11 protein-coding genes are annotated in these 16,956 nt (G+C 63.7%); 6 read left to right on the top strand and 5 right to left on the bottom strand.

Going from position 1 to position 16,956, the window contains the following annotated elements:
- Nucleotides 1-48: 48 nt before the first annotated feature.
- Nucleotides 49-1,065 carry a hypothetical protein gene (locus tag K6I40_RS23025; protein ID WP_222917050.1) on the top strand — a complete coding sequence of 339 codons (1,017 nt, stop codon included), beginning with the start codon at nucleotides 49-51 and terminating at the stop codon, nucleotides 1,063-1,065.
- Nucleotides 1,066-1,152: 87 nt separating this feature from the next.
- Nucleotides 1,153-1,518: a hypothetical protein gene (locus tag K6I40_RS23020; protein WP_222917048.1), complete on the top strand. Its 366-nt coding sequence runs from the start codon at nucleotides 1,153-1,155 to the stop codon at nucleotides 1,516-1,518.
- Between the two features lie 24 nt (nucleotides 1,519-1,542).
- On the opposite strand, the gene K6I40_RS23015 is transcribed toward K6I40_RS23020, so the two are convergent.
- The 4 genes from K6I40_RS23015 to K6I40_RS23000 form a co-directional block, all read right to left on the bottom strand.
- Nucleotides 1,543-2,577 (bottom strand): PAS domain-containing sensor histidine kinase, encoded by a 1,035-nt coding sequence (locus K6I40_RS23015; protein ID WP_222917046.1) that lies wholly within the window; start codon nucleotides 2,575-2,577, stop codon nucleotides 1,543-1,545.
- Nucleotides 2,578-2,595: 18 nt separating this feature from the next.
- Entirely contained in the window at nucleotides 2,596-3,597 is a 1,002-nt protein-coding gene (locus K6I40_RS23010; RefSeq protein WP_222917044.1) for a histidine kinase N-terminal 7TM domain-containing protein, read from the bottom strand.
- Between the two features lie 281 nt (nucleotides 3,598-3,878).
- The gene (locus K6I40_RS23005) at nucleotides 3,879-4,283 is read right to left on the bottom strand and encodes a CBS domain-containing protein (RefSeq protein WP_222917042.1); all 405 of its coding nucleotides are present in this window, start codon (nucleotides 4,281-4,283) and stop codon (nucleotides 3,879-3,881) included.
- A 532-nt stretch (nucleotides 4,284-4,815) separates the two neighbouring features.
- Nucleotides 4,816-5,607, bottom strand: coding sequence for an IclR family transcriptional regulator (locus tag K6I40_RS23000; RefSeq protein WP_222917040.1), 792 nt, complete (start codon nucleotides 5,605-5,607; stop codon nucleotides 4,816-4,818).
- An 805-nt stretch (nucleotides 5,608-6,412) separates the two neighbouring features.
- Between K6I40_RS23000 and K6I40_RS22995 the strand changes: the two genes are divergently transcribed.
- A complete protein-coding gene (locus K6I40_RS22995; protein ID WP_222917038.1) occupies nucleotides 6,413-8,056 on the top strand; it encodes a thiamine pyrophosphate-binding protein in 1,644 nt (547 codons plus the stop codon).
- Between the two features lie 29 nt (nucleotides 8,057-8,085).
- Here K6I40_RS22995 and K6I40_RS22990 read toward each other — a convergent pair whose 3' ends face one another.
- A complete protein-coding gene (locus K6I40_RS22990; protein ID WP_222917036.1) occupies nucleotides 8,086-9,258 on the bottom strand; it encodes an MFS transporter in 1,173 nt (390 codons plus the stop codon).
- A 642-nt stretch (nucleotides 9,259-9,900) separates the two neighbouring features.
- Between K6I40_RS22990 and K6I40_RS22985 the strand changes: the two genes are divergently transcribed.
- From K6I40_RS22985 to K6I40_RS22975, 3 genes are read left to right on the top strand one after another with little or no spacing between them, the layout of a single operon-like run.
- On the top strand, nucleotides 9,901-12,159 hold the full coding sequence (locus tag K6I40_RS22985) for a hypothetical protein (protein ID WP_222917027.1): 2,259 nt from the start codon (nucleotides 9,901-9,903) through the stop codon (nucleotides 12,157-12,159).
- Nucleotides 12,152-13,186: a hypothetical protein gene (locus K6I40_RS22980; protein ID WP_222917010.1), complete on the top strand. Its 1,035-nt coding sequence runs from the start codon at nucleotides 12,152-12,154 to the stop codon at nucleotides 13,184-13,186. Before K6I40_RS22985 ends, K6I40_RS22980 begins: the two co-directional genes overlap by 8 nt.
- Nucleotides 13,179-16,955: a UvrD-helicase domain-containing protein gene (locus K6I40_RS22975; RefSeq protein WP_222917008.1), complete on the top strand. Its 3,777-nt coding sequence runs from the start codon at nucleotides 13,179-13,181 to the stop codon at nucleotides 16,953-16,955. Before K6I40_RS22980 ends, K6I40_RS22975 begins: the two co-directional genes overlap by 8 nt.
- The last annotated feature ends 1 nt before the right edge of the window (nucleotide 16,956 follow it).

Raw genomic sequence — 16,956 nt, 5'->3', positions numbered from 1 at the left:
TGGCGGTGCCGTGTCCGTTCTTTTCAGTACCGGCGTTGTCGAGTCGATATGAGCGCCCACGACCGGGAGCTGTCCACGACTGCGGACGGTGAGGAGAGCCAGTTGACGTACCAGAAAATAACCGAGTCGCCGGCTAAGCGCTGGCTAATGCTCGACGGCCACCGGCTGGTGATCGCCGGACTGTTAGCGGTTGGCCTGTACGTCGCCGTCATCGCGCTGTACGTTGCTGGGTTGTTCCCCGTAAACGACGCGGGGACCGTTGTGACACTCTACGGATCACTCGTCGGTGGCACGCTGCCGTTCATCACGATCGTACTGGCGATTAATCAGCTCGTCCTCTCCCAAGAATTAGGCTGGACATCGGATCTCAGGACTCGGTTCGAAGGGATGACCGAGTTTCAGCAGGACGTCGAGGAACTGACCGAGTCGGGCGTCAGTCCGGCGTCACCGGCCGCCTTTCTGAACGTCATCGTCACGGCGACCGTCGACCGCGCCCGGCGGCTTCCCGACGCGCTCACGGACGATGTCGACCCGGCCAAGCGAACGGAAGTCGAGCGATTCATCGAGGCCTTCAAGTCGGACGGGGAGACGGTCTCGGACGCGCTCGAGGACGCCGAGTTCGGGACGTTCGAGGCGCTGTCGGCAGTTCTCGGCCACCATCAGGGCAACTACTACCACGCGGCGCGGACGTTCCGCGACGAGTGGGGCGACGCCTTCGATGAGACGGAACCGCTCGAGGAGTTGATCGAGTTACTCGGCTTTCTCGCGATTGCTCGGCAAACGTTCAAAACGCTGTACATTCAGCATGAACTCGCGGTCCTCTCGCGGATGCTTCTCTACGTCGGCTTCCCCACGCTGGTCGGCGGCGGCCTATTGCTCGTCTCATATGCGCGGATCACTGACGCGGTCGCGAGCGCTTGGCTTCTGCTGGCGATCGCCGCCGCCGGCGTCGTACTCGTCTTTCTCCCCTTTATGGTCTTACTGAGCTACGCACTCCGGATCGCGACGATCGCCGCTCGAACCGCTGATTTCGGCCCCTTCGTCCCGCGATCCGCGAGCGAATGACGGCCGTTCCTACTCGATGTCTGCCGCCGAGACCGCGCGGGGTCGGCCAGGCGTACAGCCAAGGGGAGCGGTAAACAAGGGATACGTATGCCAGAGGACACCACTCCGGCCGAGGAGCCGACCCCCGTCGAGGAGGATCGGACGGACTCGTTCGACCTCAAGCACACGGAGCGCGTCCGAATCGGCGTCACACGTGGGGAAACTGACCTCGAGTTGGGACCGCCGCGGGACTATCCCGATCGGGCTGACGTTTCGGTCCGACCCGAATCGGCGGACGGCCACCGCGTCGTTCTCAGTATCGACGCGATGGCCGGCGACCACGGGACGGGCCACGCGGACGTCGAGCTGACGCCGACGGAGGTCCGTGCGTTGCGAGATCAACTCGACGAGACGGTTCGGTGGATGACTGAAGACGAGGGGTCCCAGAGCGGCGCTGACCCTGACTCGACCTAACGGGCGAGTCTCTGGCATCAGTGCTCAGGATACGACGAGACGATCGGAGACGGCCACGGAGATACGTGCGCCGCCGCTCTCGCTCACTCTGACGGACACGTCCCAGCCGTGGGCTTCGGCGATCTGTTCGACGATCGCGAGCCCGAAGCCGGTCCCGGTATCGGCAGTCGTGTAGCCGGAGTCGAAGACGGACTCCCGCTGTGGCTCCGGAATGCCGGGGCCGTCGTCGGCAACGGCGAACCCATCGTCCTCGAGGGAGACGGTGACGGTGACGTCGCCCCCGCCGTGTTCGATCGCGTTGCGGAAGAGGTTCTCGAACAGTTGGAGGAGACGATCTCGATCACCGTCGACGGTTCGGTCGGCGTCGACGACGAGTTCGGCGCCGCGAATGTCGACCTGACGCCACGCGTCGCGGGCGACAGTTTCGAGCGAGAGCGGTTCGGTTTCACCGATGGATTTGCCCTGCCGAGCGAGCGTGAGGACGTCCTCGATTATCGTCTCCATGCGGTCGAGCGAGTGTTCGATCTCGTCGAGGGAATCCGCCGACCCGGTTTCGCGGACGACCTCGAGGTGACCGCTGGCGACGTTGAGCGGATTTCGCAGGTCGTGGGAGACCACGGAGGCGAACTGCTCGAGTTGGTCGTTCGTTCGCTCGAGTTCACGCTCCCGTTCCTTGCGCTCGGTGATGTCCCGCGCGTTGAGGACGACACCCTCGACGTACGAGTTCTCGACGAGGTTCCGTGCTACGACGTTGACGACGCGCCACTCGCCACTGTCGTCGGGAACCCGGTATTCGACTCGAGGTTGGCTGCTGGGGTCGTCTAGCGCTCGATCAAATGCTTCGCGAGCCGCCTGCGTATCCTCGTCGTGGACGTACTCGAATGCATCCTCGCCGACGATCAACTCGGGCGAGACGCCGAACAACCGGGTGACCGAGGGGCTCGCGAACGTGATCGTCCCATCGGGGTCCAAGACGAAGACGATGTCCGTGGCGTTCTCGATCAGTTCTTGGTAGCGCTTCTGTACCGCGTGTCGATCGGTTACGTCGCGGAGAATCAATAGCCGTCCGATTCGATTCTACCCCTTGGATAGCGTCGAGACGGTCGCGACGAGGAACCGTTCGTCGCCGTCGATCGTGACCGAGAGCTCCTGCTGGATGTGGCTCCCGTGTTCGTGCTCGTCGACGAGCGACTCGACCGTCGAGAGGACGGTGTCGACGTGATCGCCGATGATCTCGTCGCCACACTGAAAGATGGCGTGGGCGGCGGGGTTGAGGTCGACGATCCGATCGGCGGTGTCGAGGACGACGTAGCCGTCGCGCATGTTCTCGACTACCGAATCACGAGCGACGGGAACGATATCGAGGAATCTGAATTTGAATATCGCGTACCCGAAACAGAGGCCGGTGAGCACGAACGCGATCGGGGTCAGATCGACCTGGCGCGAGAGGAACGGATACGCCTCGAGAACGTAGAGAATCCCGGCTATAATCGGAAAAACGATTCCGACTGACACCGCGAGTGCCTGACGTCGGTAGAGTTCCTTCGACGTGAACGAGTATCTCACGAGGATTGCCGTGCTGGCTATCGACGACGCTGTATTGTAGAGGACGAACAGCAAGAAGAGTCCAGTAAAGGAGCGATCGATGTAGATGAGGTCACCGACCCGGTCGGGTTCCAGCGTCCAGAGCAATCCGTGGGACCAGTTCGTCAGTGCGAGGACGATTCCGACGACCGGGACGATCGAGAGCAAGACGACCGTCTGTCTTGTGACGAGATCTTTCCGTCCGGTGAACGTGAGCGCAAAACAGAGCAGTGACACTGAGGACCCGAGATACCCGACATAGAGGAATCCAAGAGCTGCCTGCTTGAGCTCGAGTACGGCCGTCGAAAACTGAACGGCTCGCATGAGCGCCCAGAGAGCCGATGTCGCCATCGTAGCGATGAACGCGAGCAGCGTCTTGTCGAATCCATTCGCTCGGCCGAGTCTGATCGAGTAGCCGGCCAGCGTCAGGAGGACCGCTGCGCCGACGACAAACGGTATCGTATAAGGGATGAACTGAAATAAGTGGGTATTCATCGGTAGGGCTATCGAGAGGTACGTATAACAGACGTAGGAACCGGCAAGGATGTTGCGGCCGATCCGCGATGCGAGTACGATCGGTTTGGCGGTTCCGCAACCGGTCAGTATCGAGTGACGCCTGAGAAGCCGTCCGTCTCTCTTTGCGGGCGCACCGCTTCTGCTTCGCGCAGTTACGAGATGGCAGTGGCGTCTCGAGCGGCAGCGTATGGTCACGGTGCAAGAGGGGGGCCGCACCCCGCTCACTTCAGAAGGAGGTCACCAGGTCCGATCCGCGAAACTCACTCCGGACTCGGCGACTGCTCGCGCGAGAGGTAGCCCGCCAAATCCGACGTGGTGACCATCCCGATGACGCCCTCGTCCTCATCGACGACGGGAATATGGTGGAAGCCGCGTTCGATCATCACATCCGCGGCGTCGCGGATGCTATCTTGAGCGGATGCCGTCACGACGTCGCTGCTCATATACTTCGAAACCAACGTCTGATCCTTCGGCTTCTGTTCGGCAACGATCCGAACGAAGTCCGTCGTCGTCAAGATCCCCTCGAGCTGATTGTCGTCGTCGACGACGACGACCGAACTGATTTCATTGTCGAGCATTTTCTGAGCAGCGTCCTCGACGAGCGTGTCTGGCGTCACCGTGTGCAGTGACGAGGACATGACCCGAGCGACGAAAATATCCTCCATACCATACAGTATTCAGTATACAATATAAGGATTGTCGGACTGACCCCCATCCGAAACGGTGACATGGATAGAGTAGTATGCGAGCCGGTTCGGTGGGACCTGACTCGAGACGGTCGAATCCGTGCTGTCGATCGGACTCGAGAGACCGGTTCGAACCCGAACCAAAGACGTAGTTCAGTACGTACCATTCTTCATATATTTATACCAATCTATCAGAGAAGAGTTCTTCTGAGGTAGAAACGAAAGTTCGACCATTCACTCGCCAGATAGCGGTATTTCCGTGCTTTGAGGGCATTTGTGTCGGTTATCCTTGCAGCCGGATTCGAGGCTGTTCGACAGCGACAAAAGGAAGAACAAGCGGCCCCATACAGCCCAAATAACCCACTATATCCGATTAAGCCGGTATGAGATGTGATTTTGGTCGCACATGTACATATCTATACAAACTATCATTCGTATCTGATGTCTGGAGTCGATTCGAACTCGAGGAGCGCGGTCGCGAGGGTGGAGTGAAGACGCCGACTGAGCCGTCTCAGGAGTGGGCGAGATTTAACTCGAGTTCGTTGATGACGCTTCGGATCGTGTCGGGAATCTCCGACTCGAAGCGCTCGCCGCGCATGCGATGGCTCGGGCCGGCGACGGCGAACGCGCCGATGACTGACCCCTCTGGTCCCGTCAGTGGCACGCCGACCGCGCAGAGTCCGTGCGTGCTCTCGTCGATATTGAACGCGTATCCTCGTTCACGGACTGCCTCGAGTTCTTCGAACAGTTCGGCTTCGGTAGTGATCGTCTCGTCGGTGGCGGCTGGCAACCCGTGACAGGCGACAATCTCGCGAACGCGCTCGTCGGGCAGGTTCGCCAAAATCGCCTTGCCGCCGGCGACCTGATGCATGTAGAACCGTTTTCCGATCCGAGCACGGCTGAAGACACCCTTTTTCCCGGCTTTTCGGTCGAGGACGATGGATCGGCCGCGCTGTTCGATTGAGAACTGGACCGTCTCCCCGGTGATATCCGCCAGTTCTCGGACCTTCGGCTCGATGTACTGAAGCCCCTCGACCTGATGGAGGGCGTAGCCACCGACGTCAAGGAATCGGAGGCCGATCCGGTAGGTATCGCCCTCCTTGACCACGTAATCGTGTTTGCGTAGGGTGATCAGGTGTTTGTGAACCGTCCCCTTCGATTTCCCGATCGCGTCGGCTAGCTCCGAAACCCCGGCTCCGTCTCGAGCCTGTAGCTCGTCGACGATCGCGAGCGAGGTTTCGACGCTCTTGATTATCGGTGAACCGGGTTCGCGTTCCCGATTCCCGGCGTCGTTGTGGGACATGATATGCGTCATAGCGCCCGTACCCATAAAAATGTTCACCAATGAGAAACGTCTCCGCGAACTATTTCGCTCTCCGATAGCGACGGCTATTCCCATCAATTTGGTCGCCGTCACCATTGGCAGCAATCCAAAAGAAACGACCTTATTGAGTTCCTGTAGAGAGGGTGTAGAGAGCCGATAGTACAAGTGACAACGATGACGACCACAATCGACGACGCTATTGGCGACGGAGGCAGTCTGTACCTTGCGTAATTTACTCACCAAATCCCCTTCGCAGCAGGACACGATTACGACGAGAGACAGATCGGCTATACTGTCGGTTCCGGTGACGATCGGCATTCGGATATCGTTTCGCGAATCGAAATATGGAGGCGTTCTGAGCCAATCCTTGCGATACCGCTGCTCGAGACGGCCCAACTTACACTGTTTTCGACCGCCGACCGTGGTATCATCGGACCGTGATTCGAATCAGTGTGACGGAACGCAGGCGAAACCGGACGAATAGATGAATTCAATCACACATCCATTGTTCATTTGAACGGATGTATTAGTTTGTCGACCCGGCTAATCGCAAGCCGAGACGACGAAAATCGACCGAGAATCCCCCATTAGGCTTACATAGATATGGATGTAATTCATACTGATAAGTGGGAAGCCCATACGGATCCGGATGAGACGATATGAGCGAATAGATCACGGAATCAGCGCTGAAAGCGGTGTTTCACGGCTCGAGTCGTCGCTCGGAAAACGAGGCCGAGAGCGGACTGACGGGAGATCATAAGTGCCTGGTTTACGAGGTGAGCGTATGGACGTGAGCCGAGCGGTCATCGAGCGATTGGCGGCCGACGGGATTAACACCGTGTTCGGCATCCCGGGCAAACAGACACTCCCGTTGAACGAGGCGATCGGAGCGCGGGACGACATTCAGTTCGTCATGGCTCGCCACGAGACTGCCGTCACTCATCAGGCATGGGGGTACGCGGAGACCAGCGGGGAGCCCGCGGCGACGGCCGTCGTGCCCGGTCCGGGCGATATGAACGCGATGAACGGGCTGAAGAACGCGCTCAACGACTGCACGCCGCTCGTGCACATCGCCGTCGAGACCGAACCCGAGATCCGCGGTGGCGACGGCATTCACGAGACGCCGCCGGACACCTACGACAATGTCGTCAAAGCGAATCTGCTCGTCGAGGCCCCCGAGAGTACGCTCGCCATCCTCGAGGAGGCCATCGCGATCGCCGAGACGGCACCGAAGGGGCCGGTCCGGGTCGGGATTCCGAAGAACTTCCTGTCGATGGACGTGCCGCTCGCGACACCGGCGGAGTACAGCCGTGACTCGGTCTCGGGGGCCGCGGATCGCGATATCGATGCAGCTGCCGATCGTCTCGCCGACGCCGATGAGCTGGTGATCATCGCCGGCGGTGGCATCCGCGCCGCCGAGGCGAGCGACGACCTCCGGCACGTCGCGGAGCGACTCGGCGCGCCCGTCGTCACCACCTACAAGGGGAAAGGCGTCCTCCCCGATGGTCCCGACGGATACGTCGCCGGAACGCTGTCGGGCAGTGCATCACCCGAGTTGCTCGAACTCCTCGCGAGCGCGGACGCGGCGCTCGCGGTCGGCACGGACTTTGACGCCGTCACGACCCGCTCCTGGTCCGTGAGCGTGCCCGAGACTCTCGTCCACGTCACGCTCGATCCCGGCGATCTCGGGACTGGCTACGACCCGACAGTCGGCATCGTTGCCGACGCCGGCGAGGCACTGTCTGCGCTCGAGGACGCGCTCGCCGACCGCGAGTTCACGGCCAGAGACGCCATCGAGCGTGCGAGCGAGATCCGAACAGCGACGAGCGAGCGACTCGAGGACCTGCGAGACTCGTCGCCGCCGATCACGTCGGTTAGCGCGCTCGAGGCGATTCGGGAAGCGGTCCCGCGGGAGGCGATCGTGACGGCCGACGCCGGCGGTTCCCGCGTGTGGGGACTCAACGTCTTCGAGGCCGCGGGGCCGCGCTCGTACGTCAATCCGGGCTCGTGGGCGACGATGGGAACCAGCCTCCCGTCGGGAATCGGCGCACAGGTCGCCAACCCCGACCAGGACGTGGTCGTTCTAGTCGGCGACGGCGGACTCATGATGTGTGTCCACGAACTCCACACGGCCGTCTCCGAGGGGCTGCCGATCACTATTGTCGTCTTCGTCAACGAGGACTACGCGATCATCAGCGACGATGCCGGCCGGAACTACGATCTCGAGGCCGGCGAGTACGACTGGACGGACGCGCCGATCAGTTTCTCGGGCCTCGCGACGAGTCTCGGGATGCGGGCCGAGCACGCAGAGACGCCGTCGGGAATTCGGTCAACGCTCGTGTCCGCGCTCGAGGCAGCGGAGCCGGTTCTCGTCGAGATTCCGACGGACCCGAGCGAACCACAGGCGAGCGACTGGATGAGCGAGTAGGCGGGTTCAGGGGTGGAATCGGGCTTCAGTTAGTACCCCAGTGAGAGGACATTGTTCATGGCGATCGTCACCAGCGCGATCGCCATGATCGTCGAGAGGAGGCCGAACGCGACCATCCAGCCGAACAGATCGGCGGCCGTGCCGATGGCGACGCTCCCCGTTGCGCCGAGTATCATGTAGGCGGTCCGGACGAGTCCGAAACCGAGGCCGCGTTCGGAGGAAGAGAGCACGTCCATGAACCGCGATTGCAGCGGTGCACCCCAGGTCATTGCGACACCGACACAGGTGACTCCGGCGATCGCCGTTACCAGCCCGTCGCCGGTGACCAACACTGCGAAGCCGACCAGTCCCGCCGTCATCGTGATCGCGGCGGCGGCGTCGCGCGAGTAGCGATCGGACAGCGACCCGATCAGCGGCTGGACGCCCCCGTTGACGAGGAAGTACAGCGAAAACAGGAGGCCGGCCGTCGTCCGCGGGAGACCGTAGCCGACCGCGAGGAACGTCGGGAGAAACGACGCTGTGGCCTGCCAAGTGAAGGCACCCATCGCACAGAGCGCGGTCGTGTAGGCCACGCTGGGGCGGGCCAGCAACTGCGAGAGAAGGGACGGATCGACCTGGTCTCGCATCCGCCGATCGGGATAGCGCGGCTCCGTCGGACGGGTTTGGAGGAAGAAGAGAACAATGATCGGAATCCCGACGGCCGTCCCGACGGCGATCGCTGCGCGCCAGCCGTATCGGTCGGCGGCGATCGCGGCGAGCACCGGCGCGGCGAGGCCGGCGATCGGCGCGCCGGAGACGTGGATCCCGATCGCACGTCCCGTTTGATCGAACAACCGAGTGAGTAGCGTCGTCGCGACGCTGTAGTGGAGGCCGGCCGCCCCGCCGAGGACGATTGCGAAGAGCAGGAAGGCGACGTACGTCGGTGATAGCGCAAGGATGGCGCTCGCGACCGCCGTTCCGCCGATTGCGGTCAGGATGATTCGCCGCTCGCCGAATCGGTCGCCGAGCAGCCCGCTCGGAAACTGCGAGAGCGCGTACGCGGCCCACATGCCCGACAGCGCTAGTCCGACCGCGCCGGTACTAACCGAAAACGTCTCGACGATGTCGGGAACGACCGGACTGATCACCAGCCGCGCGGTCACCGTTACGAAGAACGCGAACGTACAGAGAACGAGGACCGTATTCCTGTATGACCAGTTCACTGAGAGGGCGTTTGACGACTGCCCGAAAAGCGGTTTCGATAGCAGTCGCCGGTCGACAAAGCGTCTTCGGAAGCGTCACACAGTAAGTGATCCTCGAGACCGACCGCCCTAACGGTTGTCTGTGGATCGACCGACTGCCGTTCGATCGGAGATTCCGACTGACAGTCCATCCCACTGTCTCACCGGGCCGGTAAACAGCGATATTCGAAGTATCGAGAATCATAGGGTTGTCAAGAGAAGTAATAGATGACTCATATCCGTCCGTTTCCGATACACGTGTATTAGTAGCCAGTTATCGGTCGTAATAGACCCCTGTTCGAAGATTACCCGGATCAGCCGGTTCTGTCTCATTCAGAAACACAGTATCATCTATATGGCCGTAGAATTTCCCCTACTGCTCCAATACGATACTACTGCTAGTCCAGACCCAATTCAGTCTGCCAAGCATTCATATTTTATATTATTACTACTGCAATAGGATAGTTTCGGCTGTGATCGCAGGCGAGGAGTGGTTCGGAGTCGGACTCGAGTACGACGACAGAACTCGAGTCCGATCGATCGGAGTCAATCCGCACACCGAATCGGATCGAATCGTGCCCACATTTAAATACTAATTCCGTCATACACGGTGACGTACGACCGATGACCGCCACGCCGCCCGCACTCGACGGAACCTGCAAGCTCCTTCCCGCACCTGCGCCGGGGACCGACGTGTTCGCGACGGTTGCCGCGGAGTACGCCGCTCTCGCCGCGGAACACGGCCCGCGGAACGTCCTGGTGCTGAAACGGCATCCGGCGGGTCTCGAGACACTGATCGAGGCGTTAGCCGATGCCGACCTCGAGCGGACCGACGATGGTCCCCGCTCGCCCCGAATCGAGTCGCTTCCGGAACACGCCTCGAAGACCATCGAGGAATACGATCCGACGCTTTCTCGACTCGAGTACGAGGAACGTATCGAGCTCATTTCGATGGTAATCGACGGCGCGAGCCGATCGGTTCCCGCCTACCTCGAGCGCGCGGCCGACCACGAGAGCTTCGCGCGCGACGTTGGGCAACTGCTGCTCGCGGCGACCCGCCAACGGATCCGGCTCGATGACCTCGATTTGCCCCATGACTGTCTGGCCTTCCTCTACGCGATGAACGACCGGTTCCATGCGGAACTCGACGATCGAGGCTACGTCGAGCGGGCGGACGTGATCCCGCAAGCGGTCGACTTGCTCGAGGCGAACGCGGACGGACTGCGAACCCGCGTGACCGCCTCCTTCGACGCCGTCCTCGCCGTCGAATTTGAGGAGTACCGCCGACTCGACCGACGATACCTCGCGGCGCTTTCCGGCGACGTCGACCTCGTCTGTCTCGGCGAACGCCACGCCAGCGTCGAGCGCACCCGGGTCGAACCGGGCTGCGTCGAGGAGGCGGCGAGGGATGCTGGCCTCGAGATCGAGTCACTCGAGCCCGTGTCCGATTGTGAATCTACTGATGCACCGCCACATCAACCGATCACGCGGTTCCTCGCAACGGGCGAGCCGCCGGAGGGAAACGTCGATACCGGTGACGGGTCCACAGTGGGAGACCCGGCAGGTCGGGCCCGACGCATCCGCACCGAGACCGCCCGTGAACAGGTCCGGGCAGTCGCGACCGAAATCCAGTCGCTGTCCGACCGCCACGGCTGGTCCGCCGACGAGTTCGCCGTCGCCGTGCCGCGAATCGAGCGGGTTCCGGAGACCAGACGGCGGCTCCGGGACGCCGGAGTGCCGACCGCGACGATTGGGACGCCCTCACTAGCCGAAGACCCTGCAGTGAACGAACTGTATGCGGTCATCACGTGCCAGTGCGAACGAGAGCGCGACGGCGACGCACTCGAGCGGTTCGATCCCGCCGAACCGTCCCGCGAGTCCCGGGACTCGAGCGACCCGCGAGACGTCTCGCTGAACCGTCTTCAGGCCCGCGTCCCCGACTTTTCGACGGCCCTGCTCGCCGAAACCGCCGGGTCGAGCGTCCGCCGCTCGCTCGAGCGCTGGATCCGCCGGACGGACCTGAAAGGACGAATCGCCCGCGAGGAGGAATGGGTCGACGCCCGTGAGCAGTACGAAGGTATGAAGCGCGTCCTCGAGATCGCCCGTTTCGTCGAGGAGACGGACCTCGTGGGGCCGGACTGGCAGGGGTTGCGCCGAATGCTCCGGCGAACGATCAGGTACGACGCGCCCTACGTCCATGCGGTCGAGACGCGGCCGCCGACCGGCGGCGTCACCGTCTGTGCCGTCGACGACCTGAAGTACGACTCGCGGCAGGCGGTCTTCCTGCTGGATCTGATCGACGAGACCTACCCGGGCGAGCAGTTCCTCACCCAGCTGTTCCCATCGGCGTGGCTCCGAGAGATGCCGACCTATCCCGCGGTCACCGACCCGTCGCTCGAGGAGATCGCGGAGACGTTCGAGCCGGTCGACGCGACCGCTGTCGGCGATCCCTTCGAGACGTACCACGCCCAGCGCTCCCGCAGGCGGCTCGCACTTGGTGCGCGCGCGGCCGAGCGTGCTCTCTACTGGTGCTCCTACGAGCGCGGTGCCGGCGGCCTCCAGCGGACCTACGACGAGTCGCGCTATCTGAAACTGCTCGAGTCGACGCCCGGACTCCGCATCGAAGACGTCGACGCCGCGGGCGACGCGGCCATCCACGGCGAGACGAACGCCGTCGAGGCGCTGCTCAACCAGCCCCGCGGCGAACTCGAACGGGTCCTCCGGGAGGCCAGCACCGGCGGCGAGGCCGACCTCGGCGAGACCGAGGCGCTGTTCGAAGAGATCGCAGTCGTGCTCGAAGAGGGCGACGTCGACGACGAGCTCGCCGAGGCGGTCCGCTCGCAGTTCGAGTTCGCTGCGGGCGAGGTGATGCGCGATGACTGACGACGCGACGACCGCCCCCACGATCGACGTCGACGGCCTCCGCACCGCGCTCCACTGTCCGCGCCGATACGAATTCGCCCACATTCACGGCCTCGAGGGGAGCGACGATGACGCGGTCGCCGACCGCGTGGACGTGTTGCGGACCGCCATCTGCGACGCGCTCCGGAGCGGGGAGACGGAGCAGGAGGCGCTCGAGGCCGTCGCCAGCGATCGGCTCTCGACGCTGTGGAACGAGCACGACGAGCCGTTTCACTCCAGAACGCAGCGCCGTCACGAGCGACGAGTACTCGAGGCAACGCTTTCGGCATACCTCGAGCGCGTCGGGGCAGACCACGCCGCGGGGATCGAGCGATTGGACGCCGACGCGGCCCGCGGCGAACTGATCGGGCCGGGACTGCCACTCTCGAGCACGGTCGAGGTATCCGATGGGGACCACGAGGCCGGACGGGCGATGATCGACGCGACGGTAGACTACGTCTACGGCGACGGCTCGTCGATCGTCGGCGTCCGGTTCGTCCCGACGCTCGCGCCGCTGGGTCACCTGCGCTACCGGTCCGACTGGGAGGGTGACATCGCCGAACTCTTCACCGACCACTTCGACGAGGAGTCGACCACATTCGAACCGGACCCGGTCGGCTCGCTCTTCGAGACCGCCGTCGTCCTCGACGGGCTTCGCGGGCTCCGCGACCGGCTCGGGCTCGGTGACCGAACCTGTCGATATCTCCAGATTCCGCTGGCAGAGCGCTCGGGAACGACGGTGAACTGGGTCCAGGACACCGTCGAGACGAGCCTCGAGGTCGTCGATCTGACCGACGTTTACGTCGACCACCACACCTACGGCATGACACACGACCACCGAAACGAGACCGTCGACGACCGACTCTCGAGGATCGCTGCGAGCTTGCTCTCTGGCCCCTTCGATCCGTCCGAGCGCTGGGCACAGATCGCAGAGCACGCGTGTCCCGACTGTGACTACACTGTCTGCTGTCAGGAGTATATCGCAGCGGAGGTGCGGTTCGATGGGTAACAACTCGCGGCGGGACGGCAGTGGAGAGCGACCGCTCGAGCCGGGGGCCGACCCGACCGACGACGGACTTGACGCGACGGCCGCTGCCGGCCTCGCGTCCGCCGCCGAGATCGAACCGAAGGGCAACCAGGAGGCGGTCATCGACAGCCGCGCGGCCTGTACCTCAGTCGACGCGGGTGCCGGCACCGGGAAGACGACGACGATGCTCGTCCGGATCGAGCGCGCCATCGAGCGGGGCGATGTCGACCCCGACGACGTGCTCGTGTTAACCTTCGCGAACGAGGCGGCCGCGAGCATCCGGGCGGCGGTCAGCGAGCGGCTCGAGCCCGACGCCGCGGCGGCGATCGACGTCTACACCTACCACTCCTTCTGTTACCGGCTGGTCCGGGAGTACGCCTACTACCTCGGGTATTCGCCGGAGTTCGACGTCGTCACCGAGCGCACGCGTCGCCGGCTCATCGGCCGCCTGCTCGCAGACAACGACTACGACTTCGCGGCCGCGTCGACCCGCAACGACGGCTCGCCGGCCGACCTCGTCGATGCCATCGACCGGTTCATTCAGTCGATGAGTCAGGAAGATATCACGCCCGACGACCTGCAGTCGGGGCTGCCGCCAGTGCGGACCCTCGAGCTGTGCAACGAGTTCGTCCTCTGGCTCGAGCGGACCGCCGGTGAGGACCTCTCGTTCGACAACGAGGCGCTTCGCTATTTCAACCGGGACGAGTACCTCGAGACGGCCCGGGAATCGCTGGTCGACTACGGCAAACTCGTTTCCTACTGCCGGGAGAAGATCGCGGAGGCACCAGCGGCCTTCCGCGACGACGACCTGGTGCAGGACGTCGATCGTTATCTCCGAGTGCTCCAGCAGTGCGTGACCGATACGATCGATGCGCTATCGCTGGACGACCCGACGACGAAACACCTGCCGCGGGCGCTGTTCGGCAACCGAATCTGGGGGCAAGCGACGAGCCGGATCGAACAGACCCCCTTCGGCCGGCTGAAACACTACGTCGAGTTCCTCCGGTTGGCCCGCCACTACGCCGACGTTTACGCGGATTACCACGACGCACTCGAGGCCGAGCGGGCGATGGACTTCGACGAACTGGTGCGGACGGCGACCGACCTGTTAAACGACGACGCGATCGCCGACGAGATCACCGGCCAGTGGACGCAGGTCTACTGCGACGAGTTCCAGGACACCGACGCGACCCAGTTCTCCCTCCTGACCGAACTCACAGACGGCCCCGACCGGCCGGACCTGCTCGCGATCGGCGACAAGGACCAGGCCATCTACGGCTGGCGCGGCACCGACCGAGAGGGGTTAGACCGGCTTGCCGACGCCTACGACGACCACGAGGCGATCGAACTCGAGCTCAACTTCCGCTCGAGACAGGAGATCCTGGACCTGACCAACGCCTGTGATTACGGTCCTCAGTCCTCGAAGACGCTGCGGGAGGACGGCCGGACGGCCGGCACCTACGACGAGGACGAGCCGCCGGACCGGGTCGTCAAAGTCGAGAGCGATCGGGTTCCACAGTCGACGTCCGAGCAGGTCGCGACGACGGTCTCGCGGCTGCTCAACGGCGAGGCCGCGAACGTCCCACAGCGCTCGCTGGGCGATATCGCTGTCATCGTCCGGACCAACCACCACGCACAGCAGGTCGCGGACGAACTGCAGGAGCTACAGATTCCCCACGAGATATCCGGCTCGCCCCGCGGCGAGATTTCGCCCGGGATTCGGACGGTACTCTCGTATCTCAGAGTCCTCGTCAAGCCGGATGCCGACGCCCACCTCCGACGTGTGCTGCTCTATCGCTACCGCTTCACCGAAGGCGACCTCGCGACGCTGCAGCGGCGGGACGGATCGCTGTCCGATGCCGTGATGGACGCCGACCCGGCGACGCTCGATCTCGAGCGACCCGACCGACTCGAGACGGTTCGAGCGCACCTCACGGCCCTCGAGCGGTTCCGAGATGTCTACCCGCTCTCAGGCTTCGTTCGACGGTTCCGAGAGCTAACTCGAATCGAGTGGTTCTGTACGAGCGATGAACGGGCGGCGTTCGACCGCCTTGAGCGGTTCGTCGAGGCCTACGATTCCGATGGCGTCGTCCAGTCGCTGTCGACCGAGTTCGTGGACGCGCTGGCACAGACCCTGCGAAGCGGTGGGAGCGACCGAACGCGTGGGACCCACTCCGAGGACTGCGTCGACGTGATGACGGTCCACCAAGCGAAGGGCCTCGAGTTCAATACCGTCCTCGCCCCCTACCTCTCGGACGAGGAGTGGTGCGTCGACGGCGACTACGTCGAGCGGGCCCGCTACCGATTGCTGGCTGCGACGCTCGATGATGACGTGGATTCGCCACTGCTCGCCGATCTCGCCGCCGAGCGGGTCGCCGAGGAGTGGCGGGTACTCCACGTCGCGCTCACCCGGGCCGAAGCGCACCTGTTCGTGTTCGGCTCCGAGTACGAGTACGACGGTGACGACGACGAACTCGCGGCGTCGACGGCCGAGGCTTGCCTGGCGAGCGACATCGAGTGGTCAGTGACCGGCCAGCGGATGGATCTCTGGTCGTCGCTGACCGAGAGCTTTGATCGCGTGCGGGAGACCTACCCCGAAACCGTGGTCGATCGCACCGACGAGATCGCCGCCTCGGCCGGCGAGAGCCCGGGAACGATCACCTACTACGCCGACTACGGCGACCGCCCCATCGAACCGCTCGAGACCCGCGAGGCGATTGCGACCGTCCACCAGCTGGGACGGCTGCTTCGCGACGGGACGCTGTTGTCGGCAGCCGACGCCGCGAGTCACGGCCCGCACGAGGATGGGAGCGACGACCGATCGGCGGCGGACGCACCGACTCGAGTCCCCAGCGGTCGGCGAGCCTCTGCGCTGACGACCGACACGGTCCGGTTCCCGGTCGAGACGCTCGCGACGGCGACGGAGCTCCCGGTCGCGATGCGCCACAGCTACTCCGCGATGGACACTCACGAGACCTGTGCCCGGAAACACTACCTCGATCACGTCGTCCGGGCGATCGACGACCCGCTCACGGCGGTCGCGGTGGACGACGAGGAGATCGAGACGAACGGTGGGACGCCCGCAGCGACCGGCGACCCGTCGTCGCGACTTGTCGGCACCGTCTTCCACGACGTCGCCGAGGAGGCGTTCCACCGCGAGTACCGCACCCGTGAGGCGTGGCGCGAGGCCGCCGTCCGACAGCTCACCGCCCGGGACCTGCTCGCACACCGTGAGCCGGTCCTCGCCTGCGTCGACCACTACTTCGCGGCGACCGCGCCGGAGTTCGATCGCCCGGTCGCCGACTGGGAGCCGCTGGCCGCGGAACTCCCCTTCTCGCTCGAGGATGTGACCGGAGTGACGGGGGACGTCGTCGGCTACGTGGACTCGGTCCGGCGGCTTCCCGACGGCGGGCTCGCAGTGCTGGACTACAAGGCCACCGCGGAGCGGATCGAACCCGACGACGCCGTCCAGTTGTCGCTCTACGCACGGGCCTGCGAGGATCGGTTCGACGAACCGATCTCGGCCGTCGGCTACATCTACGTCGGCGACGTTGACGGCCCTCGCGTTGACCTCCTCGAGCCCGACGAGCTCCCGTCCTGGGAGTCAGTCCTCGAGACACTGGAAGCGGTCGACGAACCATCGTTCACGGAGACGACGCCGGGGGACCACTGCCAGCACTGTCCGCACCGGTCGTTAGGCTGTGGGCCGGCGGAGTACACGCCCGAAATCAACGAAGCGGGCGACGACTGAG

The organism is Natrinema sp. SYSU A 869 (assembly GCF_019879105.1).
Classification (GTDB): domain Archaea; phylum Halobacteriota; class Halobacteria; order Halobacteriales; family Natrialbaceae; genus Natrinema.
Note: the sequence above shows the minus strand (reverse complement) of the source record. Positions and strands in the feature narration are given on the sequence as shown.